Raw genomic sequence first — 26,520 nt, 5'->3', positions numbered from 1 at the left:
CATGTCGGTTTTTAGTCAATTAAACTTTATAAAACGCCAACGTGAGTTTTGGCTATTTATGAGCTTATTCGCTATTTTGTTGATCGCTTCAGCATCAGGCTTATATAAGCAGGTAAACCTAATTGGATTACAATGGTTTTCTAAGCTCAACACCACACAAGCAACGCAAGTAGTTGTGATTGAAGCAGAAAACTTACAGCAACAACATCAGCAGTTGGCAAAAATACTCTCTGACTATCAACCAAAAGCCGTTGTGTTTTTTGCAAATACCGAACTTTCACCACAGCAAAACGACCGCTCGATTTACTATCCATTCAATACACAATCGGTTTGTCTGTTGGAAACAGAAAATTGGTATGGCAGTGCAATCAGCCTCGCACCACCAGCAAACAAGTGTGACATACTGTGGGATAAAATATTCCCGCAGCATGGTGAATACCTCAACAAAATCATAGACTACTCGCTGCCTTATTATTCACTACCAAAATTCAGTGCGCAGAGAGTACTTGACGGTGACCTATTCACAGCACAACTCAGCGAAAAGGTCATCTTAGTTGCTCAGCATTCAAAGTTTTCACGCTTAAATAGTAATGCTTATTTTGGCGCGCAAGAACTTCCGCCAGTTTACCTACAGGCATTTATCGCCAATAGCTTTGCATCCGACAGCTTTATTCAGCCTTTAAATAAAGTGACGATAGTCGCACTCATGGTACTAGCATCAATATTTTTCTTAGTGTGGTACCAAAGAAATGCGACCAAGACCAATGTCATCATTGCGATATCCACCAGCATATTACTAATCATAAGTGGCCTTGCTGCGCATCATTGGTACTCCGTGTTATTGCCGCTTGGTGAGCTGCTATCTTTGATATGGCTGACGCTACTTTGGGTGTTTATCTCTTTGAAATGGTCAGAAGAAGAAAACTTAAAATCTCTGATAGCCCTGATCCAACAACGTATGATGGGTCGATATCTACCACGGCACTTTCTCGAGCATAATGAACCTTGGGATGCAATCATCCAACTAGTTAATCAGCAGCTTAATCTGAGAAGAAGTATCTTTCTCACTCGCTTAGAGGGTGACCACAGAGTAACTGAAATACGCGCAGTACACTGTCAGCTCAGTGATATCTTAGAGATGCGACGAGATTACGAGCGAGTACCTTATTCCGATGCAATCAAAGCGTTTGGTGCTATCAACATTACCCGCCCTTTCTTCCAACATCTAGCGGAAGATGAGCAGCAGTATATTGCACCCTTGATGTACGCAGGAGATGTTCGGGGTTTTTGGGCGCTAACCGTCACTCCTCAAGACAGTTTTGATGAGCAAGCGTTTATTAAAAATGTAAATCTCTTTGCACATCAAATTGGTGAATTATTATTCCACTATAAAGTGTTTTCTGCTGAGCAAAAAAACCTCAAAAGCACACTGACTCGGGCGCTGACCTTTTCTCTGAAAGAGCCACTAAGTCATAAAATCAAAAATGCAATTAATGAGATGGATCAAAAGCTCACCTCACTGGAGCATGTCTTCAACCAGCTTCACAGTGCCAGTATTTTATATAACTTATTTGGCCAAATTGTGCAGGTAAATGAATCTCTTGAACGCTTTGCAAGAGAGCATAAGCTGTCTATTTTCGACATGTCCGCCTTAGACTTACTTTGTCGCTGTACCGAGATGGATAGTGAACAAGCTAAAGGAAAGCTGCGCTATTTAACCTTAAAACGTGGCAAAATCGTATTACCCGTATATTTAGACAATCGAACTTATTTATTAAGCATTCGCGCCTTACTCAAACAATCAACCAGCCTTAACGCTAGTACCCCATTTGAAACCAGCGGGGTGTTATTTGAATTTATTGACCTTGGCGAGCAGTTATCTCAGCTAGATGATAAAGAAGCCTTTTTAATACACTTGTCAGAGCAGCTTGCGGTTAACGAGCAACTTTTGCCTGAAGAGTGGGATGAGGAATAGATGGACTGGACGCTGATGCTATTCCCAAGTGCGGGCGGACTTGGGCAGTCCGTTATCACGTGTGTTTGGATAGGCATCGCGGTTGTCGCATTTTTCAATCTAAGGTTTGGCTTCCCGTTAACTGGTTTAGTGGTACCAGGTTACCTAGTCCCTTTATTTATCGTGAGCCCAACATCGGCTTGGGTGATCATTGTTGAGGCCATTGTCGTTTATGGCTTAATGCGGTTTTTTGCCAAAACACTTGTTGAGCGACTGGGCTATGCAGAAATGTTTGGCCGTGACCGATTTTTTGCCATCGTTTTGTTAAGCATTATAGTTCGAGTTACCATGGATGTGCTGTTTTGGCCGCTGGTCGCCGCGTACTTAACACAATGGGATATCACCTTTGATTACGCCGCACAGCTGTATAGCCTCGGGCTGATTATCATCGCCTTGACCGCCAATGTAATGTGGAATGGTGGCTTTAAATATGGCATAAAAGTCACCGCTATTCAGTTGGTTGTTACCTATATCATCATTCGTTTTGGATTGATGACGTTTACCAACTTTAGCATTGCCAATCTTGCCGTCATGTACGAAGCTGTTGCGGCCTCCATTATTGCAGCCCCTAAAGCTTATATTATCTTGGTGATCACTGCTTTTATCGCATCAAGGGCTAATTTAAAGTACGGCTGGGAATTTAATGGCATTATGCTGCCAGCGCTGCTAGCTCTGCAACTGATGCAACCCACTAAGCTGCTCACATCATTCGTAGAAACAGCGATTATTTTAGTCTTTGGATATGTAGTCTTAAACTTTACTCGTTTAAAACACGCCAATATCGAAGGCGCGCGACTCATGCTACTGTTTTTTAATATTGGCTTTGTCTACAAACTGATTTTAAACTACGTCATCGTCGGTTACTTCCCAACCTTAAAAGTGACCGATACCTTTGCTTTTGGCTACATGCTATCGACCTTACTCGCCCTTAAAATTTACCAAAAAAATGCGCTAGGCCTTGTGATCCGTGCAACTTTTCAAACCTCAATTGTTGGTGGCTTTATCGCCATCTGTATTGGTTTTGCAATTATGGTTATTCCAAGCCTATTCGTACAAAGTAATACATTAGCGATAAATGAAACAGCCAGCGATTTAACGCTCGGCCAAGTGATCAGTAATTACAAGAGCCAGCTGTATACTCAAAATGCGGCTAACGTTAATGTCAGCCAATATGTGACCGAGCAGCAACGTAGCCACTTTAAACAAGCAATTAGGTTGCTTAAGCAGGATAGTGAGTCACACTATGTCGAGGCCGCCACCTTACTGCGTCAAGCCGACTTTTCTTTGCAACGTACAACACAATTTTTAGTAATAAAAGACAATCAACAAGATCACAAGCGCGGTCTGTTTATCATTAATTTAGCTGCTCAAAAAGCCCATATCATCAGCGTCCCCTACCCCACTGCAGAGCGGCTTGCCAGTGAGGCTGGTGGGATATTGTTTTCCTACTGGCAAAGCCAGGCAATGGCGTTTGGCAATGCGCGACCTAACCAAAGTGGCGATAAGAACGGTAAACAAAGCGAGTTCTATAGTGACTTTTTTATGGCGATGGATATTCCAGAGGTCGTCCAACTCAGAGAAATTAATCGGCAAGTAAGCCAATTGATGCACCAACACAGTTTAAAAGAAGACGCACAGATGTGGATATTTAACAGTGTGCCAAGCTCAGTGCAACAATCTGAACTTGCTACCTTGTTTAACATCAACGATGCACACTTTGGTCTCGCGGCAAATGCGCCTTTACCTTACAGCCAATTCCATGGACAGATGATTGAGGCGTATTTAAGCTCGGATAGCTATTCGTCGTTGCTAAGCGCATATGGCCTGCAACGCATCGACAAAGACATAGATAAAATAAGCACAAGCGATGAGAGCATACAGGCACTTATTGAAGCATTTTCAAGTCACATTAGCGCCAAAGGCAGCGGTGCATTTAGTGCACTGAGCGATACCAGTGCTGCATTGTGGGAATATGAAGTGTTAAGGCCGTTATTTGCTATCACCCAAAACCTTGAGATAGTAACAACGCCAGAAACGCTTGAGGTAAGGCTGAGTCAGATAAATCGCGTAGCAAACCTATTACAGTACCAATTAACTTTAGTTGAAAATAATCAAGGGCAATTCGTTGCGCTTTCTCCTTTAGATACCAAATCTGCCTATGATTTGGGTCAAGGGGTGTACTTTATTGCCTTGCTGGCTAAACCATCCCTCACCATTGCGGTGCCTAGACCACTCTTTGAAAGTAACACGCTGGAGTTCTCTGGGCAGTTGTTTACGGCCACCCATGCAAAGTTACTGGCAATCGCTGGTGCTCATCCGTATACCAGCATAGATGCAAATGTAATGGCAGCCGACAACGTGCGGTCATTATTTAATGTGGTGTATCAAAGTGCACAGCGCTACTTTTATGACAACCCCTTACTTAATTTACAGATCCGCAGTCATAGCGCGCCTGCAAGCATCAGACCTTCAGCGCTTGCGTACCAATTTACAACGCCTAACCCTATTCATAATGACACCATTGCTACACTACAAAGGGTGCTAGCTGATCTTGGTGTTAATACTCAAACCGTTTCAGGACAACAAGCAACAAGAGGCTTAGAACTCGGTACCACACCACAGTCGGGATATCAGCTGTTCGCACCAAAAAGTGAGTTAGCGGCATTGTGGTTGGCATCGGATTTTAAATCGCACTTTGCCATTACCAACGATGCTTTATTGCAACGCCTTTTAGCCGTTGCACACACACCTAGGCTCAAAGTAATCGATTTGCTTGCCCTCTCTCCAAATGATTGGCATGAGGCCAGTGCGCAATTTATTGACGCACTTAAAGTAGCCACAGGGCGCTACGCCACCACCCAACATTTACCTGTGCTCCAAGCACTTTGTCAATTTGAAAGCCAGTGTAAAATAAGCGTCTTTAGCACGCATAGAAATGGTGAGCTGGGATTAATGTTTACCCGAAATAACGCACTGCTCGCGCTATACTTACCAAGAAGAAATCGCGTTATTGATTTAGCCACTTATGCAAAAGCGGTTCATGAGGGGCGTTATGTACTGGATTAAGCAGATATTACGATTTGCTATTTTTACGGCTCTGCTGCTACTTTTTGTTTGGTTCGCCGTCACTTTATTTGTGTGGGTAAAATCGGCGGAGCCTTCAAATACCTCTACCCTGTTTAATATCCGCTCCAATGTTCATTGGCTAAAAACCGACAGTGCACTGAAGTTTTCCTTTTCTGCGTCTCGGACCATGTCTGTTCGGGTGTTGTCTAATGGAATATTCGAATCGCAGCCGTTGGATGATCAGCCGGTCAACTATGCTATTGAATATCAGTTACTTGATGCAAAAGGAGCGATTATTTATCGCGGTACTTATCACCATGCAGCTAAAGCCGCCTCGAACGACTTTCAGCAACAGGTAAAACAGATCATTGAAAACCGTGAAGCGTTGGCCGTGGCGTCTGGACAATCCTTTTATTTAAATCGTGAAGAGTTACAACAGGCTGCAACCATCACGTTAAAGCTAATACCAGAAAATGCTCAGCTTAAAGGCGTGGTGGTACGTGTCCATGCTCAAACCAGTAACAGTATTACCGACCCCGCCAAAGCATGGCTGAAAAGGCCAACCGAGTGGCGTGAACGCATGACGAATTACCACACCATAGGTGAAAACGCCTTAACCAACGAAGAAAAATACAATTCGGTCATGTTAGATTGGCAAAAGCTAGCGCCACAGGGCGTGCCTAACATCGACTTTCGTGCTGACTTGTTATACGAGTCACTGCCCTACAATGTGCTTAATCATGATTTTTCGACCCAGCTAGACTTAGACAGTTTGTTTATTTCTGAGCAGCTAAGCGCAAGTTTTCGCGTCTATGAACACACGGAATATTTATTAAGCCATTCCGAGAATGCAAATCTTACTTTTGTTTGGCACGATTTACGCCAACTCGACGCGCCAAAGCCACTAACGCCTGAGATGCTATCCACTACCCAAGCTAGACTAAGCAACCTACCAGCAGGCCTTGTTACCATAAGCGCAAGCGCCCCCACCAGCATTCGGGTATTTAGCAATGGCGTCGACCCTATAGTCCCGTTGCATAGTTATTATTATATGCTCAACGCGCAAACGCCGGTTTACTATCAAGTCTCTCCTAAAAGCGATATCGCTTTAGAATGGCGCGCGCCCATTGGCAGCACTCTCTCTGTGAGCCTCTATAGCAACAATGAGCGGATCAAGGACTATGTTTTTACCGCAACGGCGGAGCAAGCTTTGTTTGATAGACTGATAACTGAAACCACGGAGCGACAAACCTTACCAACCGCAGAGAAGCGTTATTTGGCAATACCAGATAACGTTAATCAAATCAAAATTGAAGCCGAAGACGCGATGGTGAAGCTGCAAGCCCGCAGCCCAACATTTAATTATCTGAATCATCGCTGTGACCCAGTGTGCGACCCTGAAAGCCCAATTTATCAGGGGATTGACGCATGGTTTAGCCAAAAGGCCGACAACCATTACCTCTTTCACACTCAAAAGCAGATAGCATCGGTGCGCTTATTTGAAACGCCACCTGAAGTACCTGAGTTGCTGCCTCAATACCGCTCCAAAGACTTAGATCAGCTTTTAACTGTATCGGATATCGCGTTGGTGCCCATTGAGCAAGCTTACTTTGATAACTCAGTACCGCAAATGGAGTTTGAATATCGTCAGGTAACTAAATCTGCACTCTTTAAGCTCGGTAAAGCAACAAGCTACCCAAGCAGTGTGATTGTGAAGCAAAAGCGCAAACCTACATTATTTGAAGTTCCGTTAAACAGCTTACAAATAGAGGAGTTAGCGAACACCCAAGCACTTTTCATCAATCAAGGGCTTCCAAGAACCGTGCGGAAGATCCGCCTGTACAAAGTGGCAAAAACAACGCCACTTACCGTTGCTGTTAGTGAGAATAACTTGCAACCTAACGCTTTGGTCGTCAAAGTGTTTAGTGCCGAACCTCAAGCTGAAATCACGGTAGCAACCGCTCTGGATAGCACTAAGGTAATCACCCCAAGCGATGAATACACGATTTTAGCTAAACACTTTGTCTTACACCTAAACCCTGCACAAACGAGGATGTTTTTTAACCCTAATCACGCAGAGCTGTACGAGTATCCAAGTATTACTTTGCCGCTATTTCAAGACTTAACATCGCCTAAAACCATGACGCTCAGCTTTTCACATGATGTTTGGATAAGTGTATTAGAGGAACATGAACAACCTGATGCAACATTAAACTGGTGGCAAGATGAAACGCCTTAGTCGCTACGCACTTTACATTGCATTGTGCTTGTCATTGAATGTTAACGCTGCAATTCCAGACAGCAGCAAAATGACGCACTGGTTTAAACAACCCGTAGCGCTCGATGGCTGGCAATTTACGCACCAAGCAGAGCAGTTTACATTGACGCCAAAGCCTCAAAGTGAAGCGCACGGCGAAGTCACGTATGCGCCAAAGCATCGGCCTTGCGTGGTGTCTGTTCCACATCGCTTTCATGATAAACATACGCTGACCATTGGTGCGCACATTTTCCAGCACAGTTGCCAAGTGTTACTGAGCAATACAAAACACAGATACGATAACAACGACACCGGTAAAACCTATGATTACGCCAAGCAACCTCACAATATTCACGCGTCAGCTATCGTAGCTTTTACATCTTTACACCCAACAGCAAAAGTGTTCCAAATACATGGGTTTAGTCAAAAGAAGCGAAAAACCGACGGCGGTAAACTAAGCGAAATAATTTTGAGCCAAGGCAAAACAAATGACGACACACTATGGAAGTTGAAGTCTTGTCTTGTTAAGCAAGGTTATCGGGCGCTGATTTACCCTCAAGAAGTGCAAGAACTTGGCGGGACGCAAAATATCATGCATCAGCTTGCGCTTCCTGAATATAGCTTTATCCATATTGAGCTAAGCTATCAAACAAGAAAGCAATTAATTAATAACAATCAACAACTAGAGCAGTTTACTAAATGCGTGCAATCACTTTTATAATGACACTACTGCTGTTTGCAACGATATCCCGAGCCAATGAGGTAGGGATACAAACGGCTGCCCAATGGGTTGATCTGTCACGTATGCAATTTATCCAAGCCAATGCTAACAAGCACTTTGCACCTCGGCAAAAAGCGTGGCTGTTTTTGCCAAGTCACGCATGGTTAGTCACAACACCAAGTGCCCTCGATACATTCGAATTTTTTGCAGGGGAAACTCCAAAGCTACGACGTGCCATTCCAACGTCCGATTGGTTATGTATTCAATCCAGATGCCAACTGAGTGCAACTGCACAAAACCGCTTAATTCAGGTTGCTTACACCGGTGATAACGCTCAATCTCTCACGCTTTGGCAAGGCAGCATGCACAGCCACAGAGATCCGTATCGAAGAGCGCTCAGACTGCCAGGGCTTGACGACCAAACACTGCAATTAGCGCAAGATACAGAGCGCTGGTTTTATCTACAACCTACACAAGTGACAAGCGTATTCTTTGAACACGCCAAAAAGCTCAAACTAGAGGTTCGAAAAGATCTACACGCGATTGCGCAAAACGGTACTGTCACAATTAAAGTCAACGGTGAAGTTATCAGCACCATTGCAATATCAGATATCCAAGCGGATGAGTACCTTGAGCCTAAAATCGGCTTGTCTAACCAAGATTATATTGCCGTCCCGCAAGGTAGTTATCTCACTATCACAACATCGGTGCCTACCTACCTTAACTTACTACAAATGCACCGTGGTATTTACGATGACAATGCAGGAATAAAGCAGCAAGAGTCGTTATTTAATCCGTATTGGAATAAACAGCTGAACGAGCAGCTCAGCGCCCTTTACATGAATGGTGATACTTCCCCACTTACTTTTAGCGCTTCTGACACGGCGTTGGCAGTCAAACGTAAGCAAATGCTTAACGATATTGCCTCTACGGTGTATTTTTTAACGCCAAGCTCCCCTCAACCTCTCACTCATCATGTTGCGCTAAGCGGAGTAACACTGGGCAGCCGCAGCGCAGCTGGGCAAGTGCTGCTCACTTCAAGCCCTCAGCGAGTCAATTACATTACCTCGTCTCAACCACTGAAGTATCATCTTGAGAATATACTGAGAGTTGATAATGCAATTACCTTGTATGTTCGAGCAAGAACGCAAGAGCACTTAACCATCTCCAGCGGGCATGGCCAACATACGCTGCTTGTTGCGCCTAGCAGTCATTTTCAAAGACTTACCCTACACATAAATCCAGCATCCAAAGTTGTGATGATTGAAGGAGCTAAGCAAGCGCTTGATATCGCTGTAGCAGTAAACCGCTTACAACCATTTCCCGACTTCTTGACCATGACGCAAGAAGCGATAGGCCAAGGGTCACTCGTTCAAGGTCTGCTGGCAAGAAGCAAACAAAATCGAGCGGACACTTACTATTTATCTCTTAGCGGGCTGAGTGCGCCGGAACTAAGTGTTAAGACAGACAACCACGACCAGTTTACTGCCACTAAAGTACTTGCGGAACTGCAAATGGTAGCAAAGACCAAACCACTCATGGCGCTTGCGAAACTGAAGCCGTATTTGAGTGGGCATAGTGAGCAAGTTACGTTAATGGCTTGGCAACTTAATATTGCTATTTTGACTCAGCTAGAACGCAGTGGAAACGCCGAGGTGTTACTAAAATCGCTGCTTAAAAGCACCGCTCAATCTTTAAGAGAGTACGCCGCCAATGAACTACTCACGAGATATTTAGCGCTGAATGAATATATCCAAGCTAGCCTATTATGCGCTGCCCACGAAAGCGATATCACACAATATCAATGCGATGATATCCTGTTGACGCACCTACTTGACTCCGGCCTTCAACAAGAAGCGCTGTGGACAAGCCAGCAAATGGCATTAACACCAAAACAAGCCGAACAAGTCGCGGCAATTCAAACAAACGAACTGACCCAGCCTCAATACAGCCTTAATCACTACGGTTTACAAGTCGTAGAGTCAATGGATGATCAAACTGAGCTGTACCCGCTAGGTTCAGGTAAACCCATCAAACTAGTTGCTAAAACGCCTTTGACGGTCAAGCTAAGTGCACGTGCTGCGTACCAAGGACAAGAATACAAAAATACTCAATGGCTGCTGTATGAACACAACGCCAAAACCCGGATTTTACCCATCTTTAGTGATATTGCAGCAAACTTACAATTGCAGCCACAAACCACTCGATTATCTATTGCATCGCAGCAATATATTCAATTAGCGGCAAATGAAAGTCTCACCCTTTTCAGTAATAATGAGTTGTTTGTAGAGATCCGGGTGCAACCAGACACCGCTGATACTAAGGCTTTTGTAGATAAGTCTGCACACTTGGTTAGCAGCGCTGATGGGCGCATAGCAAATGAGCTAAGCGCTAAAGAAATTGCGATAAATGCCTTGTATCAATTGAGCCAGCAAACATTGTCTAACGAAAGCTACAACAGGGTCCTTCAACGTCTGCACCCAAGCTTATCGGATGATGCCGTTTTAACCGATTTATATGCCCGCTTGATGCGCTATGGTCAATGGCTTGCTGCGGAACAATACACTAGCTATGTTGGCACACAAAAGGTAAAAGTTGATACGCTTGCGGCGCAAAGCGTTGGTGACCAGATCACCGCACACCTCACTGAAAATCAGCCGTCGGGCCTGCCGCTCAGAACAAATGAGATACTGACTATTGATTTTTCTGAGTATCAACAAGTGCAAGTAAGGGTAAAGTTTGCCTACTCTTCTGCCAGGCAAATCGTGGCACCGCCTGCTAATGTAGAGCTGGTGGGGCCAAATCAAGGTGATGTGATTTCGCTGCAGCCAATGCAACCACTCTATTACGGCATTAAACAAGTTGAGACGCAACAGGGACTATTGCAATTGCGTTGGCTCAACCCTCTATCAGGACAAAGTGTGAGCATACGTCCGCAATACTTCGACCAAGGTCAATGGCATGATATCCCATTGGATACGAGGCAAATTTTTTATCGCTCTGATGAAACAACCCCAATCACGGCGAAATTAACTCGAGATAGTCTGATTAAAATTGAAACCTTTGCCGATGGTATTAGACATGAAGCCACCTATTTTCACCCGGCAGGACAAGTATCACTAACCGGCCAACAGCAGCAAACGTTAGCACGCATGTCTATCTGGACGTTAAGTCCAACATTGCACCGCGTTAACCTAGTACCTGAAGTGCCAATGTTCTTAAAAACCAAGCAACAGTTAACACCAACAAGTGCTGAACCCGTATTTCAGCAGGCTCGCATTGAAACTGATGAGAGTCGCACTGGCATCGAAGGCTTTTTGAATATTGATAGCGACGACATTGTACAGACAACGGAGCCTAGCCCTAGCCGTACTACACTCGATTTAGGTTTATCACTGAGAATGAAGGATGAAAATAACTGGTACCGCATCGATACTTTCTACACGATGGATAATCATCACCAAGACACTTTCTCCATCAATGGTCAATATGATTGGCTCTCGAAACAGTCGAACTGGTTTGCAGAAGCAAGAATGCGTAATCGCTGGCAGGATGCAACGGCAATCAGTGAAACCCATTTAAGCTCTAGTATTTCGGCAAAGTTTGGCCAAATTCACCGTTATAACAGCGGTTTTAGAAGCATTTGGTGGTGGCAGCCTTTTTACACGTACACCAGTATCAGCAAGGACGAATTTATTGCAGACGAGCAAATTGGTCCTGATATGTACACCTTTTACCGTAATAATCACAAGCACGGCTGGCAAGCGCATGCTGGGCTGCGCTATCAGCCCTGGGTTGATAGTTACTTCAGCTCCGGCGTTACATTGACGTCAAATCAAGATTGGCAAACGCTCGACAATGCACTGTTTTCATTTGATTGGTATCAATTTTATCAAGGCCATATTTTTCATGCCGGATTAACATCAAGCTATGTATTTGCCGATCAGAACCGTCCTAATCCAACATGGCAATACTTAACTCAATTGGGTTGGCAAACGGGCTTTGACTTTAGTCATAACACCGCGGGTTGGTTAGGTGTAACTTGGACTCAAGACTGGTTTAACAATACCCATCAGGTTGGGCTACAAGTACGTTTAGGCAACTTACAGCAAACCGCTTTTGCCCCCTATGCTCACGATGAAATTATTTTTGAATCGTTACAGCTAAGTCATTTATTAGAGCAAGATTTACATGAGCGTTGAAGCCTTAAAGAGTCAATTAGAAGCCCTATTTTTTGCCGAAACTGAAAAGTTTTGGCTGAACTTGTATCAACATAAATACAGTGCGTTGATCGACGAATTGTGCGCATGGGAACTCATTTACAATCGCCCTGAAAACGAGGATGAAACCGACTGGCTGGTACTTCAATCTATCGCCTTTTTGCGCCATAAAATTGAGACTCTACATGAGCAAATTTTGCTGCTTGAGGTATCCCACACCGGATTTGTGCAGCGTATCGCTAAGTCTGAATTTGCCAGTGAAAAAGAGCTTCATATTATTGCTTATGCTCAAGAACTTGGCACCACTAAAGCCGCGTTAGAGCAAGATAAAAAAGCTTTTTCACGATGGTTTGACGAAGGTGCTGTAGTTGCTCGATATCAACATCAAGTTGCCGCTATTGAGCAACAGGTTAAATTTTTAATCGCCAAACTTGGGGCGCTAACGAATCGATATTTACGTGCTCACCACGATACCCTAGAAAATGCCTGGCAACGCTTGGATTTACAGCCATTTTGCTTAAATTTACTCGCCCATAGTCAAAATCAACATATTCGTCATGGCTTGATCCGCGCACTGGTGAATATGGTCGCAACCTTAAACAACTATGAGGTCGACTCAGAATTAGACGCAGAGCTTATCGCCAAACTTATTGAATTGCTTGAGTCTGACAATATGCCCTATCAGGCAATCGTCGATATTTTAGAGATCTTAATACATCAACGCCCCACCTTTATTCGTGCCTACATGTGGGCTTTGCTTGAAGAAGCGAACGATATTGAAAATAGTCAGCAAGTTGATGCCGAAGTACTCTATATTTTGAGTATCTTTCCTAAAATTATTGTCAGCCAGCCAAAGCTTACAGAAAAAGATCTCAATATGCTTTGTGCACTCAGCGAGCACACCTTACCTAGGGTGCGCCAGGTTACGCTAGAGTTTGTCGAGTTTTATCCCACATCGTTTGCACAAGAGTTAATCGCCAAGCGGTTTGAGCAAGAGAATGAGAATGCCGTACTTTTTACCTTGATAAAACAGTTATCCGCCGACCGCTTTTGCCAACACGATTTTGCATTTTTACGGTGGCAACGCGTACTAACTGGCGACTTTAGTATGCAGCTCAAGCGCTTAGCGCTTGAGCAAAGCGCGCGTATTATGCTGAATATGCAACTTGAATCAAATCAAGCCGATCTCTGCTTCAAACGGTTTATTGATACCTTAAATAACTGCTTATCGAACGAAACAAACATCGCCGTTTGCCGTTATATCACCAGAGCCAGAGAGCAGCTAGGTAGCTTCTATCATCAAGCCATCATTGCACAGCTCAACGCTTCTCTTGAAGCCAACGAACAAAGTGACGCACTGGCAACTTGGTCTCGTGATGAACTGGGCCGCTCACTTTCTTATATTGCACAGCGCGGTCAAAGTCTTAATGCCTCAAAAACAAAAGCTGGCTGGCGTATCCAACAAGGCTATCGTCAAGCAAGAAGATTATGGCGAGTAATACACGAAATAAGACAACCAAGTACCGATAAACGTCAAAGCTATTCCCACACCAAAGCGAAAAAGCCCAGTGTGTCGATCCACGTCCCTAGCTGCACTACCGCGGAAATTAGCGAAACAAAAGTGCCAGGGGAATTGCTCTTTAATATCGCCGAACAAACGAGTCGACCACATCTACCATTACTCGACTTTTTGCTAAGTGTACTGACTAATGACCACCGTAAAGAAGACGCCAAAACCTATACGCCGGATGGTATTTTAGCCGTTACTCCGCCATCAACTTTGTGGCGACGCCTTAAGGCGTACTGGACCATAACATGGCAGTTTGCAGAGCTAGACCGCTTACGAAAAGGCAACGAACTTGAGCAAGGTAAGTATTTGGATGCACTTAACACGCTGGGGTTTTCGCTACGCTTTAGTGCCTACGGCGACATCGCAAAAACGCCATTTCCTGTCGCGAAAGATATTCAGCAACTTTATACTCGCTCTGGTGCCACCTCAGCGCTACTCACCATTTGGAGCAGTTTTAAAGAATACGTCGATGCCATTTATCAAAATAGTATTTCGCAGCTGGTTTTCTTTGTACTGGTATTTATTAGCTACTTTTGGACTCGGCATATTTATGTCAGTAAAAGAATAAAACAAAATCGAAAACACATTCCGGTGTCCATTGGCGGCTGGGGAACGCGAGGAAAATCAGGAACCGAGAGGCTGAAGTCGGCTTTATTTAGCAGCTTGGCGCTGAGAGTCGTGAGCAAGACCACGGGCTGTGAAGCGATGCTTATCTATTCAAAAATTTCTGGTGAACAATATGAGATCCCACTATTTCGGCCTTTCGACAAAGCGAGTATTTGGGAGCAAGCTGATGTGCTACATTTTGCGAAGCAGGTAAAAGCGGACGTTTTCCTGTGGGAATGTATGGGCCTGACTCCGAGATATGTAAAAATTCTAGTGCGCTGGATGAAAGACAATTTTGCTACCATTACTAATGCCTACCCGGATCATGAAGATATTTTGGGCCCAACAGGTTTGGATGTGGCAAAAGAAATGTCCGCCTTTTTGGGCTACAACACCCAAGTGTTCACCGCCGAGCAGAATATGGCCTCCGTACTCAACTTGGCGGCAGAGCAAAAAAACACGTCGCTCATTCAAATTCATTGGGGTGATGGGTATCAAATCACGCCTGACATTCTCGCAAAATACCCCTATGTTGAGCATCCGGATAACATCGCTCTGGTCTGCAAAATGGCGCAATATATTGGCATCAATAAAGACTATGTGTTCAAAGAAACGGCTTCTAGGGTTATTCCAGATGTTGGCGTGCTTCAGCAATTTACGACCGCAAAGATCGGTGTAATCAGTCAAAGCTTTATCAACAGCATGTCTGCCAACGAACGCCTAGCAACGATAGAAAATTGGAAACGCTTAAACATCGTCGAACAGGGAAAGCAGGGGCAAATTGTTGCACTAATTAATAATCGTAACGACCGTGTAGCGCGCTCGCAAGTATTTGCGAACATTCTGGCCAGTGATCTGCATTTTGATGCCATTGTGGTGATCGGCACCAATATCGATGGCTTCTTTAAGTACTTTATGGTTGCACTGGAAAACCTCTTACACAGTATTTTCAGCAATAACGACCACAACGCACTGTGCGATTTACTCACGCGTTTTAGGCTCACATTATCGCGAGATGCGCTTATTGCATCATTAAATACTGCGGCAGACAAGCTACCTGAGTCTGCGTTTTCAAGCCTCGACTCACTACAATCACACCTTAACAGTGAAGATGAAACACATCAGCTAATTCTAAAACGTTTTGAAGCGTGGACAATTGCCTATACGATTTTGGAAGTTGAAGATCTGAACACTAAGCTTTCGCAGACAGCAGCGCTTGCAGAGCAACTTGCCACTCTAAAATGTACGTTAGTGCATGATAGCGACATCAAGCCTGACGCCTTAAACCAAATCATTGCCAAACAAGCACTGCCAAATGAACACCAAATTATCGTCGGCATGCAAAATATCAAAGGTGCGGGACTGGGCTATGTGTACATGTGGCAAAAGTGGCAGTTGTTTAATCAGCATTGCGAGCGTCTAAGCCGCCGCAGCGTGACACAAACTGAGTTTAGAAATGGCTTAAGTAGAATTTTACAGCAAGAGGAGCTCAGCGCGATTGAATGCCAATACTTAGCTGACAAGCTCGACTTGTTCAAAATGTTGCCCAATGCCCAAAGCGAATTTAGCCAAGCCGAATTAACACAAATAAAGCGCAAACTAGAGCAACAAACGCAACGCTTAGAAAGTAAAGATAATACCCGAGCTCGCTCGCCGCTAACACGCTTTTTGAATAAATTGGTCGAGTCATTTTTAGATGCCGGCGCGGCGGTAAAAAGAAAGAAAATCGCAGTTCAGGTATACAAAGATATCGCCGACTTTAGGATCACAATAGAAAAGGCAACCCTTATTTTAAGTGAATTAAACCGTTCGCAAAAACCTGGATGGTTGAAATTACAAAGTGGTAAGCGCCGCAAAAAATAGCTCGGCGCTTGTTACCCGACCACTAAAACGTAGATAAGTTTAATGATCAGGGTCACCATTAATAAAGGCAGTACATATTTGGCATACTTTTGCATTTTATCTAGTCCTAAACGCTGCTGATACTTTTCCAACAGCGGTATCAAGACGACCAACGCGATGACTAAACTCACTAATAATATAACTACGTTCATCTTAGCTCCTCTTTCTAAACAGGTATCTTACAACCAGTATTCACTTCAAGCAAAATTCCAGCTATGCTCATAAACACATCTGACCAGTAGAATAACAATGATGAAAACTGCTATCACCGAATTATTCGGCATCGAAAAACCCATTATATTACCTGGCATGAGCTGGATTTCTGTCCCTGAGCTTGTTGCGGCAGTGAGCAATGCTGGTGGCTTAGGTATTTTAGCCACGGGCCCGCTCAGTCAGGACGAGACACGTCAAGCAATACGAAAAATTCGTGCACTCACCGATAAGCCTTTTGGTATTGGTGTGACGTTAATGATGCCAGGCGCCAAAGAAAATGCCAAAGTCGCATTAGAAGAGCAAGTGCCTATTATCAATTTTTCTTTAGGAAAAGGCGATTGGCTAGTGCAAGCGGCTAAAGCCTACGGCGGAAAAGTCATTGCTACTGTGGTGACGCAAAAGCATGCATTAGCAGCACAAAAATCTGGCGTTGATGCGCTATTAGTTACAGGTCATGAGGCCGCAGCCCATGGTGGTGAAGTAACTTCACTGTGTTTAGTGCCGAGTATAGTCGATATTGTCGATATACCTGTGATTGCCGCAGGGGGATTTGCCGATGGTCGAGGACTTATCGCCGCGCTAGCGCTTGGCGCAGAGGGCGTTGCGATGGGCTCTCGTTTTGCAACATCTAAAGAAAGCCCTTTGCATCAACATGTCAAAGATACTGTAGTAGAAAAAGACGTTGAACAGACGATTTACTCCAAAAACTTCGATGGTCTTTATGCTCGAGTAATGAAAACCCCCATGGCTGAAAAGGCAACGCGCCGCCCAATGAACTTTTTCATGGCCACAATAAAATCATTCAAGGCCGCCAAAATGGTCGACATGCCCTTATGGAAGCTACTACTAGGACTGTTATCTCAATTCGATAAAATTAAGATGCTGTCGCTCTTTGGTGCCGCCACCGAAAAACTTGAAGCCGCCACAATCCACGGAGATTTAGACCATGGCGTGCAGTTTATTGGCCAATCTCAAGGCTTAATTCGAGAAATCGAATCAGTACAAACCTTAATGGATAACATGATGGCTCAAGCCACTGAGGTGCATTCACGTATCGGTAACATTACAGCCGAGTAACGGATGTTTGGTATTGATGCGGTAAAAGCGGTATTATTTGCTTAATATCGCTCTGGCCCTAGTTGCGCCACTCAAGTGCTGGCCATAAACTCTGATTTTATAAGTGACTTTCAATGCCTAAACATTATCTTTTCTACATTGAGCAGCCATATAGCTTTGCCATTCTGAGACCTATCCAAAACGCTATCCATGCTAACGGTGATGTGGTGAAGTGGTTTTTAAAAGGTAAAGATGTAAACTCAAGTTCACTTGCACCAGACGAATCAGAGTTACTGAGCGTAGAGGACGTCAAAGCATTTAATCCCAGAGCAGTATTTGTACCTGGAAACGTTGTTCCTGACTTTTTCCCAGGCGCCAAAGTGCAAGTATTTCACGGATTAGAATATAAAAAGAAAGGTCACTTTGGGATCCGTGGTTTCTTCGATTTGTATTGTACTCACGGCCCAATTACCACTGCGCCATTTAACCAACTCGCACAAAAACATGGTTATTTCTCGGTGATTGAAACTGGCTGGCCAAAACTCGACCCCTACTTTGATTACACTAAGCAAGAGAATGAAAAGCCAGTCATACTGTACGCTCCCACTTTTTCACCGAACCTTACATCGCTTGAAGCATTACATGCACAAATCAAACAGCTCGCAGAGTCAGGAAAATACAAAGTCCAACTTAAGTTTCATCCTAAGACGAAACAGCAGTGGCAACAGATGTACATGGAACTTGAAACCATCAGCGACTTTGAAATCGCCGGAAATGACAATCTTATTCCACTCATTCAGCAAGCCGATGTGGTGATTTCTGATACCTCTAGCGCCGTTGATGAGTCACTATTAATTGGTAAACCGGTTATCACTTTTAATAATCATCAACCTCAAGATGCCTTAATCAATATTACCGACGCAGGCCAATTATCTGAAGCGGTTGAACAAGCACTCAATCTATCCGACGCACAAAGTGAACGTATTGAGCTATATATTCAGCAAGTGCACCCTTACCGCGATGGTAAAAGCGCCGAGCGTATACTCGCGGCAACAGAGACTGTAATTGCTGCTGGATTAAAGCGTAAACCACTTAATTTATTGAGGCGCTATAAAATACGTAAAGCGCTGAATTACATGAAGATAAAGTAAATATTGGTAACTTTTCGAGAATAAAAAAGCTCACTTAACTGTGAGCTTATGCAAGTTAATTTATCACTAATTTTAACACTCACACTGCCAATACTGATTGCCAGTTTCTGACATCGGAGGACGACAACGAATACCTGTCGCGCCACCAGCGATGTTTGGTGTTTGCTCTTGAGGCAAGCTTTGTTTTTTATCTAATTGTTTTAATGCTGTTTTTTTAAATTTCAATTTCATCTTCTTATCCTTGAGTTAATCTTAATTTATAAATCATGTTGTTTAAGGTTGATAGTCCAATAAGTCGATCTCTACCTCATTAGGCTAACCTAAAACACTGCTCGACTATACTAACAACGGCACTGACCGTAATCCGTACCAGTCAACGTTTCCGTTAAACGGCATGGAATTCTAGTATTTGGCTCAGCACCACCAGCTACTTGAGGCGTTTGCTGTAAAGGTAGGTTTTGGTTTTTATCTAGTTGCTTCAACGCTGATTTTTTTAATTTTAATTTCATTATCATTTCCTTGAAATAGTCATTTAGTGATAAAAATTTATCACTAATTCTTAAGCTGCCATGAAAAAATAAAAAATTCAACAATATTAACAATAAAATTAACTTTAAAATTCACTCCCCACCACAAAAACCGCTAACCACTTGTTAAATAGATACTTTCAACCAAGAACCCCAAAAAGCACACCGTTAAAAACAAACAAAAAATTAATAAATCTGCAATCTAATAAGATAAACTTACCTCAACTAGGCATCTTGTTGCTTATCCATAAAATCAGCCATACGCGCGAGTAACTCGGTTTCTGTGAGATCTTCTTTATGTGTGCCAATCGTCCAAATATGACCAAATGGGTCTCGTAGCGTTCCAGCCCTATCACCATAAAACTGATCACAAACGGGCGTGACTTGCTGTGCCCCCAATTCAATTGCACCCGCAAACACAGTGTCCACATCGTCAACATACAACATCAAGCTAACGGGCGTGCCACCAAGCTCATTGGGGTCTTTAAAGTGCATATCAGGGCACATATCTGAAAGCATCACATAAGAGTTACCAATCAGCAGCTCCGCATGTGCTATTCCTCCGTCTGGCATAGGTAACTGAAGCTTTACGCTAGCGCCAAAAGCAGCTCGGTAAAACTCGATAGCTTTTGCTGCACCAGCCACAATGAGGTAAGGCGTGAGTGAATGATAACCGGGAGGAATTGAAGAAGTCGCCATGATATGGGTCCTATAAAGTCCGTTAAATTCCTTCTAAAACTAGCCGATTATTTGAAATATGCGAATTAAAATTGTGATGCTCATGTTATTGCAACGATGAGATTTACTCATAACTCGAGTGTTGATTAACGAATTATTTACCTATATGCTAATTTGGTTTTGTTCATAAAACACACAACAACATGTAAGGGATCAGTATGAAACCAACTTCTATATTACGATTGGCTTGGACGAGCGGTGCTCTCATCCTCGCGGGCCAAGCAAACGCCTACGACTGTAGTAATTTAACCCAGTGGTCTGAACAACAAGTCTACAGACAAGGGGATATTACACAGTCCCAAAACCAAGCATATGAAGCTAAGTGGTACAGTCAAAACGACAATCCAGCTGGCCACTCCGGTCCTTATGATGTCTGGCGGTCACTTGGAGCTTGTGCAACAGGGCCAGGTCAAGCACCGAGTGTCGTACTCACCAGCCCAAATAATGGCGCTGTGCTGGGTGAAAATGACAGCGCTGTTTTTTCTGCTAATGCCAATGATGTCGATGGTGATCTGGCTTATGTCGAATTCTTAGTAAATGGGCAAGTCATCGCAACGGACACTACCGCGCCATTTCAAACCACTTGGAACGCAGTACTTGGCGAATACAACATCAGTGCAATTGCCACCGATGCCCAAGGGCTAACCGGAAGTTCGCAATCAGCACAGATCACAGTAAAACCGGGCGGAGAAAATTTACCACCGAACGTATCCATTGTAGCGCCAGCCAGCGGTCAGCAGTTCTATCAAGGCGATATGGTAGGGATCAGCATCACAGCTGAAGATAGCGACGGTACTATTGCGAGAGTGGAAATTAGCGTGAACAATCAGCTTGTCGCGAACCTAACAACCTCTCCTTTTGAGTTCCAACTCCAAGCGGAGCAAGTTGGCGTAAACCAACTAAATGTAAAAGCGATGGACAATCAAGGCTTGGTAAGTGAGGCAAACCTTGCCATCGATGTGCTAACAAAAGTGGGAGGTGGCTGCCTAGGCCTTAGAGCATACAGCGCTGGACAAAATTACCAGACTGGTGAACTCGTCGCTCATAATAATCATAAATATCGCTGTGATATTGCAGGTTGGTGTAGCTCAAACGCGCAATGGGCATATGAGCCAGGTGCTGGCCAGTATTGGACCGATGCATGGAGCGATTTAGGGATCTGTGCAATCGCACCAACCGTAACGTTCGAAAGCCCGTCCAATAATGGTACTGTTTTGGTCAATGCGCCCACCACTATCTCTGTCAGTGCTCAAGATACAGACGGCAGTATTGCTACACTGTCACTCTATGCCGGCAACACACTCCTTGCCACAGCCAATCAAGGAACGCTTAGTCACAGCTGGACACCGACAGACCTCAATCCGGTGAGTTTAAAAGCCATTGCCGTGGATAACGAAAGTAATCAAAGCGAGCAAACAATTACAGTGAATGTGACAGATAAACCGATTGCCGTTGATTTACTCGCCCCCACTAGCGGCAGCCAAATTACCTTGGGTAATTCCACTCAATTGATTGCACAAGCATCCTCTTTTGTTGGACAAATCACTCAAGTACAGTTTTATGCTGATGGCGTGTTACTCAATACAGACACAACGTCACCCTACGAATATAGTTATGCACCGGCCTCAATCGGCACAAAAACACTTTATGCTACGGCCACCAACGACAATAATGATCAGGTGTCCAGTAGCGGCGTGACTGTTCAAGTCATCGACAAACCCATCGGTAAAAAGCACAAATTGATTGGCTATTGGCATAACTTTGTCAATCCAGCTGGTTGCCCAATTCCACTTGATCAGATGTCTAATGCTTGGGATATCATCGATATTGCCTTTGCTGAAAATGATAGAAACTCGAATGGTACAGTGCACTTCACGCCATTTGAAAAAGACATTCGGTCTAACTGCCCGCCTATCGACCCAGTAAAATTCAAATCCGACATGCAGGCACTACAAGCGCAAGGTAAAGTTTTTGTGCTAAGTCTTGGTGGTGCAGAAGGCACAATTACCCTTAATACGGATGCCGATGAAGCGGCATTTGTCACTAGCCTCACCGATATTATTCAACAATGGGGGTTTGACGGGCTCGATATCGATTTAGAGAGCGGCTCGAACCTTGTGCATGGCTCTCAGATCCAAGCTCGACTGCCAAGAGCATTAAAGCAAATTGAACAAAATATTGGTGGCAATATGGTACTTACCATGGCCCCTGAGCATCCCTATGTGCATGGTGGCATGATTGCCTATTCAGGTATTTGGGGCGCTTATATTCCACTTATAAATGAGCTACGCGATACATTAGATTTACTTCACGTACAGCTATACAACAATGGTGGCCTACCTAACCCATATGAACCGGGAAGTGCTCCTGAGGGCTCAGTAAACATGATGGTTGCCCATGCAAAAATGTTGATTGAGGGATTTGATCTTGCTGATGGCACCCGCTTTGCGCCACTTAGGGATGACCAAGTAGCCATCGGTCTACCTTCTGGTCCACAGTCGGCAAATTCAGGCCAAGCGCCTATCGGCAATATCATCAATGCCTTGGATTGTTTAACCAAAGGTACAGGATGTGGCACTATCCAACCTAGCAAGACTTATCCGAACTTTGGTGGCGTGATGACATGGTCGATTAACTGGGACAAGTACGATGGCTATAACTTCTCTCAACCCATTGGCGATAAATTAACGCAGATGAATCAAGGAAATTAAAACTACATTGGCCTGAGCTTGGTATGTACGTCAAACGTTATGCTGAGCTCAGGTTGATTAATCAATAAAATACAAAAAATAAAGGCAGGTACAGCCCAGATCCTGCTTACTTGATTGCTAACAATTTTCAGTCGTGTAGTTGTCACATCTAGCGCTTGTACAAAGTGCCGTGGTGATTAGATCACACTCTTTAGTCGTGGTTTCACAACCAATCGTGCCAGGCCTCGTTGTATAACCACCTGCCACATTAGGCGTCGCAGCATAATCAAGTGTTTGGCTGTTTTTAGATAAAGACTTTAATTTTTTAACCGTTAATTTCATTGGTAATCCTTTTTTGTTTTATTGATAAATTCAGGAACTAGCTCGTAATAATTTAGTCCTGAACTTAAGTTGTATCACCTGAACAAAAAACACTCAACCCAATTAAAACAACAATTCAATTATACGCGTGTTATCACTGTATTTTTGCCAGAACCACACTGAAGAACCCTATAACTTAGGCTATGTAGCAATCAGCCAACGACACAAGCAAACAAGGCAGATAAACAGCCAACAGCTTTTTGCTTGGAAATAAACTATTTCTCCCCTACTATTAGAGCGTTACACGCAAATTCATAATGAATCCCAAGGTCGATATGAAATCTTTTCCATCGCTTTATTTAACAAATCTATTCTTAGTCGGTGGGACAGGCCTGCTGACCACTTACTTAGCGCTTTATTTAGGCCAGCACGGCGTTAGCACGTTTTGGATCGGCTTGCTTACCTCGTTTTATTACTTGGGTTTGTTGCTCGGTGCTAAATTAGGCTACCACCTGATCAAATCAGTTGGGCATATTCGCGCGTTTGCGGCAAGCACAGCGGCAGTGACGGCCTGCGTAGCGATACATGGGGTGAGTGACAATATCTATCTTTGGCTTGGACTACGACTAGTGGTGGGTCTTGGCATGATGTGTAACTTTATGGTGCTCGAAAGCTGGCTGAATGAACAAGCGGCACCTGAGCAGCGAGGGAGGGTATTTTCTTTTTATATGCTCACCTCCTACCTCGGTATGGTAACAGGGCAGTTTGCGCTTTCTAATTTTCCTGAGCTTGGCTATGCGCCGCTGTTTTTAATTGTTGTTGCCTTATCCTTTGGAATTATCCCCATTTCAACGACGAGGCGGATCCACCCCAAGCCACTTAAGCCTATTCAAGTCAGTCTGTTTACCTACTTCAAAAAAGTACCTCAATCTCTTACGGCGGTTTGTTTTGCTGGTGTAATTAATGGCAGCTTTTATGGCCTTGCCCCGACTTTTGCAAGCCAATCAGGATTTAATGCCGAAGAAATTGCCATGTATATGTCGGTAACGATTTTTGCAGGTTTGCTTGCACAGTGGCCAATGGGCATTATCTCTGACCGAGTTCGCAGAAGTATCTTACTGCGCAGTAACGCTGTTTTTATCGGTTTGATTTCTCTTTGTATATTTTTACTGCCACTGAGCCCAAGCTACAGTCTTTGGCTGACTTTTGGCTTTGGGTTATTTGCATTTACCATGTATCCACTTTCTTCGGCACTAGCAAACTCCCGTGTTGATGATGAAGACCGTGTTGGCGTTTCTTCTGCACTGCTGGTAGCGTTTGGGGGAGGTGCCTGTGTTGGCTCGGCCGCTATTGCACAGATCATGTCCCATTTTGGTCATCAAGCCCTATACGCTTCGTTAAGCGCACTAACCGTTGTTATGTTCTTACTCCTCCACTTTATCAACGCTAGACAAAAAGCCGAGCAGCCAGAGCCTAGCGACTATGTGGCTGCGACTTCTGATATTACCAGCTCACCGCTCGCTGCCACCATGGACCCGCGTATCGAGGAAAAAACAGCACATGAGCAGCTACTTGTCGTTGACGAAGACGAAGACGCGCCTCGCGATAACGACGATGAACCCGACGACAATGAGCAAAATAGTGAGCCAACCGAGGAGCTGGACGAAACGACTAACAAACCTCAGCCATAGTCCGGCTAATAAATGCTCGTAACCAACGGAGTGCAGGATATTGATGCTGCACTTCGTGCCACACCATAGCGACGTCAAAAGCACAGTCAGGTATCGGATTTTCAACGAGGGTAAAATCTGCTCCAAGTTTTGACGCCTGACGAGCCGGAATAAGTGCAACCAACTCAGTATTTCTCACCAGTTCCGGCACCAATAAAAATGAGGGAACTGACGTCATCACCTGCCTCGATACACCATATTGCTGCAAGATTGAATCAACGAATGTTGAGGTGCTATTTCCTTCAAAAGACACCACAATATGCTCAAGCTTCACATAATCTGCGATTGTCATTTCTGACGTTAGCTGTGGATGGTGTTTTCTGCCAATCAAGACATACTTCTCTTGATATAAGGTTTTAAATCTTAACGAATCAGGCCCACATTCCGGCGACATTAATGCCAAATCGAGTTCTGAGTGTTGTAGCTGGGCTGCAAGCGTTGCTATTTTTAAGTGACAAAGCACCACCTTGATATTGGGCGCAGCAATTTTTAAACGCCGTATCACCTCTGTCATCACCACTAACTGTAAATAGTCGGTACATGCCACTTTAAAGGTTAAATTGGCCGTTTCTGGGATAAAGTCTTGATGCTCTACTAACACGTTACTTACTAGCTTCATCGCAGCGCGAAGCTCCGGCAGCAAAGCAAGCGCTTTGGCAGTTGGTAGCATGCCTTTATGAATAGGGACTAATAACTGATCATCAAATAGTCCACGCAGCCGACTTAGCTGAGTGCTTACTGCTGGCTGGCTGAGGTTCAGCCTATCTGCCGCTTTGGTCACATTGCACTCTTCTAGTAACACCACCAAAGTCTGAAGCAGGTTTAAGTCCACCTTTTTACTATCCATTTAATTTATACCTAGGGTAAAAATATTCAATTTCATTTATAGCAAGATTACAGAGATAGTAACAACTCCTTTTCGTTACAGAGCACTTATCATGACCAAATCCGCACTAGTGATATCGGCACATCCAGAGCCGACTTCCTTAACCCAGACACTCGCCAAAACAAGTGTCGAAGCCTTAACGCGTATGGGCTTGCAAGTTCAAACTTCGGATCTATACCAAATGGACTGGAAGGCTGTGGTTGACGCAACCGACTTCCCGCAAGATGACTCACAAGCACCACTTGCGATTATTGCAGCGTCTGGCAAGGCATATCACTCAAACACCCAAACCGAAGATGTTATTCAAGAGCAGCAAAAATTGCTGGCTGCCGATTTGGTTATTTTTCATTTTCCGCTTTGGTGGTACAGCGTGCCTGCCATACTTAAAGGCTGGTTCGATAGAGTCTATGCCTATGGCTTTGCTTACGGCTATCAAAACAAAGGGAACCAACTGCGCTACGGCGAGGGAGTTTTACAGGGAAAACGAGCGTTAATTTGTGTAACCACAGGTGGTGGATATGAGGATTACTCTCCTTTAGGGATAAACGGCACAATGGACGAATTACTATTTCCGATCACGCACGGGACTTTGTTTTTCCCAGGTATGGACGTTCTACAAAACCATGTTATTTTCGACGCAAAAGGCGAGCCTAATCAACGTATAACTGATGAAATTGCCAATTGGTCAGAGCGCTTAACACACGTATTTAGTGAAAAGCCAATCCCCTACCGAAAGCAAAATAGTGGCGATTACATCAACGGCCAAGTACTAAAAGCCGAAGTCGCTATGGGAAAATCGGGTATTGCTGCACATATTGCTTAATCAAGGTGTTATCAGCTATGTTTATAGAA

General features: G+C 44.1%; 17 protein-coding genes. 11 read left to right on the top strand and 6 right to left on the bottom strand.

Translation table 11 applies throughout. The features are described 5' to 3' along the window. The first annotated feature begins 1 nt into the window (after position 1). From MHN30_RS16950 to MHN30_RS16925, 6 genes are read left to right on the top strand one after another with little or no spacing between them, the layout of a single operon-like run. Complete coding sequence (locus MHN30_RS16950) at positions 2-1,975, top strand: hypothetical protein (RefSeq protein WP_239360478.1); 1,974 nt, start codon at positions 2-4, stop codon at positions 1,973-1,975. After that, a complete protein-coding gene (locus MHN30_RS16945) occupies positions 1,976-5,080 on the top strand; it encodes a poly-gamma-glutamate biosynthesis protein PgsC/CapC (RefSeq protein WP_239360477.1) in 3,105 nt (1,034 codons plus the stop codon). It begins immediately after the preceding gene. Beyond that, on the top strand, positions 5,067-7,319 hold the full coding sequence (locus tag MHN30_RS16940) for a hypothetical protein (protein ID WP_239360476.1): 2,253 nt from the start codon (positions 5,067-5,069) through the stop codon (positions 7,317-7,319). Before MHN30_RS16945 ends, MHN30_RS16940 begins: the two co-directional genes overlap by 14 nt. After that, the gene (locus tag MHN30_RS16935) at positions 7,306-8,058 is read left to right on the top strand and encodes a hypothetical protein (RefSeq protein WP_239360475.1); all 753 of its coding nucleotides are present in this window, start codon (positions 7,306-7,308) and stop codon (positions 8,056-8,058) included. Before MHN30_RS16940 ends, MHN30_RS16935 begins: the two co-directional genes overlap by 14 nt. After that, a complete protein-coding gene (locus MHN30_RS16930; protein ID WP_130164641.1) occupies positions 8,037-12,260 on the top strand; it encodes a hypothetical protein in 4,224 nt (1,407 codons plus the stop codon). Before MHN30_RS16935 ends, MHN30_RS16930 begins: the two co-directional genes overlap by 22 nt. Then, positions 12,250-16,317 carry a poly-gamma-glutamate synthase PgsB gene (locus tag MHN30_RS16925; protein ID WP_239360474.1) on the top strand — a complete coding sequence of 1,356 codons (4,068 nt, stop codon included), beginning with the start codon at positions 12,250-12,252 and terminating at the stop codon, positions 16,315-16,317. The genes MHN30_RS16930 and MHN30_RS16925 overlap by 11 nt, the downstream gene beginning before the upstream one ends. Before the next feature lie 11 nt (positions 16,318-16,328). Here the strand turns inward: MHN30_RS16925 and MHN30_RS16920 are convergent, their stop codons facing one another. Then, positions 16,329-16,508 carry a hypothetical protein gene (locus tag MHN30_RS16920; RefSeq protein WP_010370747.1) on the bottom strand — a complete coding sequence of 60 codons (180 nt, stop codon included), beginning with the start codon at positions 16,506-16,508 and terminating at the stop codon, positions 16,329-16,331. A 91-nt stretch (positions 16,509-16,599) separates the two neighbouring features. Between MHN30_RS16920 and MHN30_RS16915 the strand changes: the two genes are divergently transcribed. Then, a complete protein-coding gene (locus tag MHN30_RS16915; RefSeq protein WP_343224349.1) occupies positions 16,600-17,646 on the top strand; it encodes a nitronate monooxygenase in 1,047 nt (348 codons plus the stop codon). Between the two features lie 113 nt (positions 17,647-17,759). Continuing rightward, positions 17,760-18,776: a CDP-glycerol glycerophosphotransferase family protein gene (locus tag MHN30_RS16910; RefSeq protein ID WP_239360472.1), complete on the top strand. Its 1,017-nt coding sequence runs from the start codon at positions 17,760-17,762 to the stop codon at positions 18,774-18,776. Positions 18,777-18,848: 72 nt separating this feature from the next. Here MHN30_RS16910 and MHN30_RS16905 read toward each other — a convergent pair whose 3' ends face one another. The 3 genes from MHN30_RS16905 to MHN30_RS16895 form a co-directional block, all read right to left on the bottom strand. Then, the gene (locus tag MHN30_RS16905; protein WP_172439955.1) at positions 18,849-19,007 is read right to left on the bottom strand and encodes a hypothetical protein; all 159 of its coding nucleotides are present in this window, start codon (positions 19,005-19,007) and stop codon (positions 18,849-18,851) included. 110 nt (positions 19,008-19,117) lie between these two features. After that, positions 19,118-19,285, bottom strand: a complete 168-nt coding sequence (locus MHN30_RS16900; RefSeq protein ID WP_017217813.1) for a hypothetical protein — start codon at positions 19,283-19,285, stop codon at positions 19,118-19,120. A gap of 243 nt (positions 19,286-19,528) precedes the next feature. Then, positions 19,529-20,002 carry a VOC family protein gene (locus MHN30_RS16895; RefSeq protein ID WP_239360470.1) on the bottom strand — a complete coding sequence of 158 codons (474 nt, stop codon included), beginning with the start codon at positions 20,000-20,002 and terminating at the stop codon, positions 19,529-19,531. Between the two features lie 197 nt (positions 20,003-20,199). Between MHN30_RS16895 and MHN30_RS16890 the strand changes: the two genes are divergently transcribed. Then, the gene (locus MHN30_RS16890; protein WP_239360467.1) at positions 20,200-22,752 is read left to right on the top strand and encodes an Ig-like domain-containing protein; all 2,553 of its coding nucleotides are present in this window, start codon (positions 20,200-20,202) and stop codon (positions 22,750-22,752) included. 117 nt (positions 22,753-22,869) lie between these two features. Here the strand turns inward: MHN30_RS16890 and MHN30_RS16885 are convergent, their stop codons facing one another. After that, the gene (locus MHN30_RS16885; RefSeq protein WP_017217816.1) at positions 22,870-23,073 is read right to left on the bottom strand and encodes a hypothetical protein; all 204 of its coding nucleotides are present in this window, start codon (positions 23,071-23,073) and stop codon (positions 22,870-22,872) included. Positions 23,074-23,387: 314 nt separating this feature from the next. Here MHN30_RS16885 and MHN30_RS16880 point away from each other — a divergent pair, with 314 nt between their 5' ends. Then, positions 23,388-24,743, top strand: a complete 1,356-nt coding sequence (locus MHN30_RS16880; RefSeq protein ID WP_130126716.1) for an MFS transporter — start codon at positions 23,388-23,390, stop codon at positions 24,741-24,743. On the opposite strand, the gene MHN30_RS16875 is transcribed toward MHN30_RS16880, so the two are convergent. Beyond that, on the bottom strand, positions 24,724-25,629 hold the full coding sequence (locus MHN30_RS16875) for a LysR family transcriptional regulator (protein WP_130126717.1): 906 nt from the start codon (positions 25,627-25,629) through the stop codon (positions 24,724-24,726). The two genes, MHN30_RS16880 and MHN30_RS16875, sit on opposite strands and share 20 nt — an antisense overlap. Before the next feature lie 91 nt (positions 25,630-25,720). Between MHN30_RS16875 and MHN30_RS16870 the strand changes: the two genes are divergently transcribed. Continuing rightward, positions 25,721-26,491 (top strand): NAD(P)H-dependent oxidoreductase, encoded by a 771-nt coding sequence (locus MHN30_RS16870; protein WP_239360464.1) that lies wholly within the window; start codon positions 25,721-25,723, stop codon positions 26,489-26,491. Positions 26,492-26,520 lie beyond the last annotated feature (29 nt).

Source organism: Pseudoalteromonas sp. OF7H-1, from assembly GCF_022347825.1.
GTDB lineage: Bacteria > Pseudomonadota > Gammaproteobacteria > Enterobacterales > Alteromonadaceae > Pseudoalteromonas > Pseudoalteromonas maricaloris.
This window is presented reverse-complemented; position numbering and strand designations above follow the sequence as displayed.

Excerpts from the sequence above, each read along its gene's own strand:
- MHN30_RS16950 (WP_239360478.1), top strand. The coding sequence starts at position 2 with ATGTCGGTTTTTAGTCAATTAAACTTTATAAAACGCCAACGTGAGTTT.
- MHN30_RS16875 (WP_130126717.1), bottom strand. The coding sequence starts at position 25,629 with ATGGATAGTAAAAAGGTGGACTTAAACCTGCTTCAGACTTTGGTGGTG.
- MHN30_RS16910 (WP_239360472.1), top strand. The coding sequence starts at position 17,760 with ATGCCTAAACATTATCTTTTCTACATTGAGCAGCCATATAGCTTTGCC.
- MHN30_RS16905 (WP_172439955.1), bottom strand. The coding sequence starts at position 19,007 with ATGAAATTGAAATTTAAAAAAACAGCATTAAAACAATTAGATAAAAAA.
- MHN30_RS16880 (WP_130126716.1), top strand. The coding sequence starts at position 23,388 with ATGAAATCTTTTCCATCGCTTTATTTAACAAATCTATTCTTAGTCGGT.
- MHN30_RS16900 (WP_017217813.1), bottom strand. The coding sequence starts at position 19,285 with ATGAAATTAAAATTAAAAAAATCAGCGTTGAAGCAACTAGATAAAAAC.
- MHN30_RS16935 (WP_239360475.1), top strand. The coding sequence starts at position 7,306 with ATGAAACGCCTTAGTCGCTACGCACTTTACATTGCATTGTGCTTGTCA.
- MHN30_RS16870 (WP_239360464.1), top strand. The coding sequence starts at position 25,721 with ATGACCAAATCCGCACTAGTGATATCGGCACATCCAGAGCCGACTTCC.
- MHN30_RS16930 (WP_130164641.1), top strand. The coding sequence starts at position 8,037 with ATGCGTGCAATCACTTTTATAATGACACTACTGCTGTTTGCAACGATA.
- MHN30_RS16940 (WP_239360476.1), top strand. The coding sequence starts at position 5,067 with ATGTACTGGATTAAGCAGATATTACGATTTGCTATTTTTACGGCTCTG.
- MHN30_RS16885 (WP_017217816.1), bottom strand. The coding sequence starts at position 23,073 with ATGAAATTAACGGTTAAAAAATTAAAGTCTTTATCTAAAAACAGCCAA.
- MHN30_RS16920 (WP_010370747.1), bottom strand. The coding sequence starts at position 16,508 with ATGAACGTAGTTATATTATTAGTGAGTTTAGTCATCGCGTTGGTCGTC.
- MHN30_RS16945 (WP_239360477.1), top strand. The coding sequence starts at position 1,976 with ATGGACTGGACGCTGATGCTATTCCCAAGTGCGGGCGGACTTGGGCAG.
- MHN30_RS16890 (WP_239360467.1), top strand. The coding sequence starts at position 20,200 with ATGAAACCAACTTCTATATTACGATTGGCTTGGACGAGCGGTGCTCTC.
- MHN30_RS16925 (WP_239360474.1), top strand. The coding sequence starts at position 12,250 with ATGAGCGTTGAAGCCTTAAAGAGTCAATTAGAAGCCCTATTTTTTGCC.
- MHN30_RS16895 (WP_239360470.1), bottom strand. The coding sequence starts at position 20,002 with ATGGCGACTTCTTCAATTCCTCCCGGTTATCATTCACTCACGCCTTAC.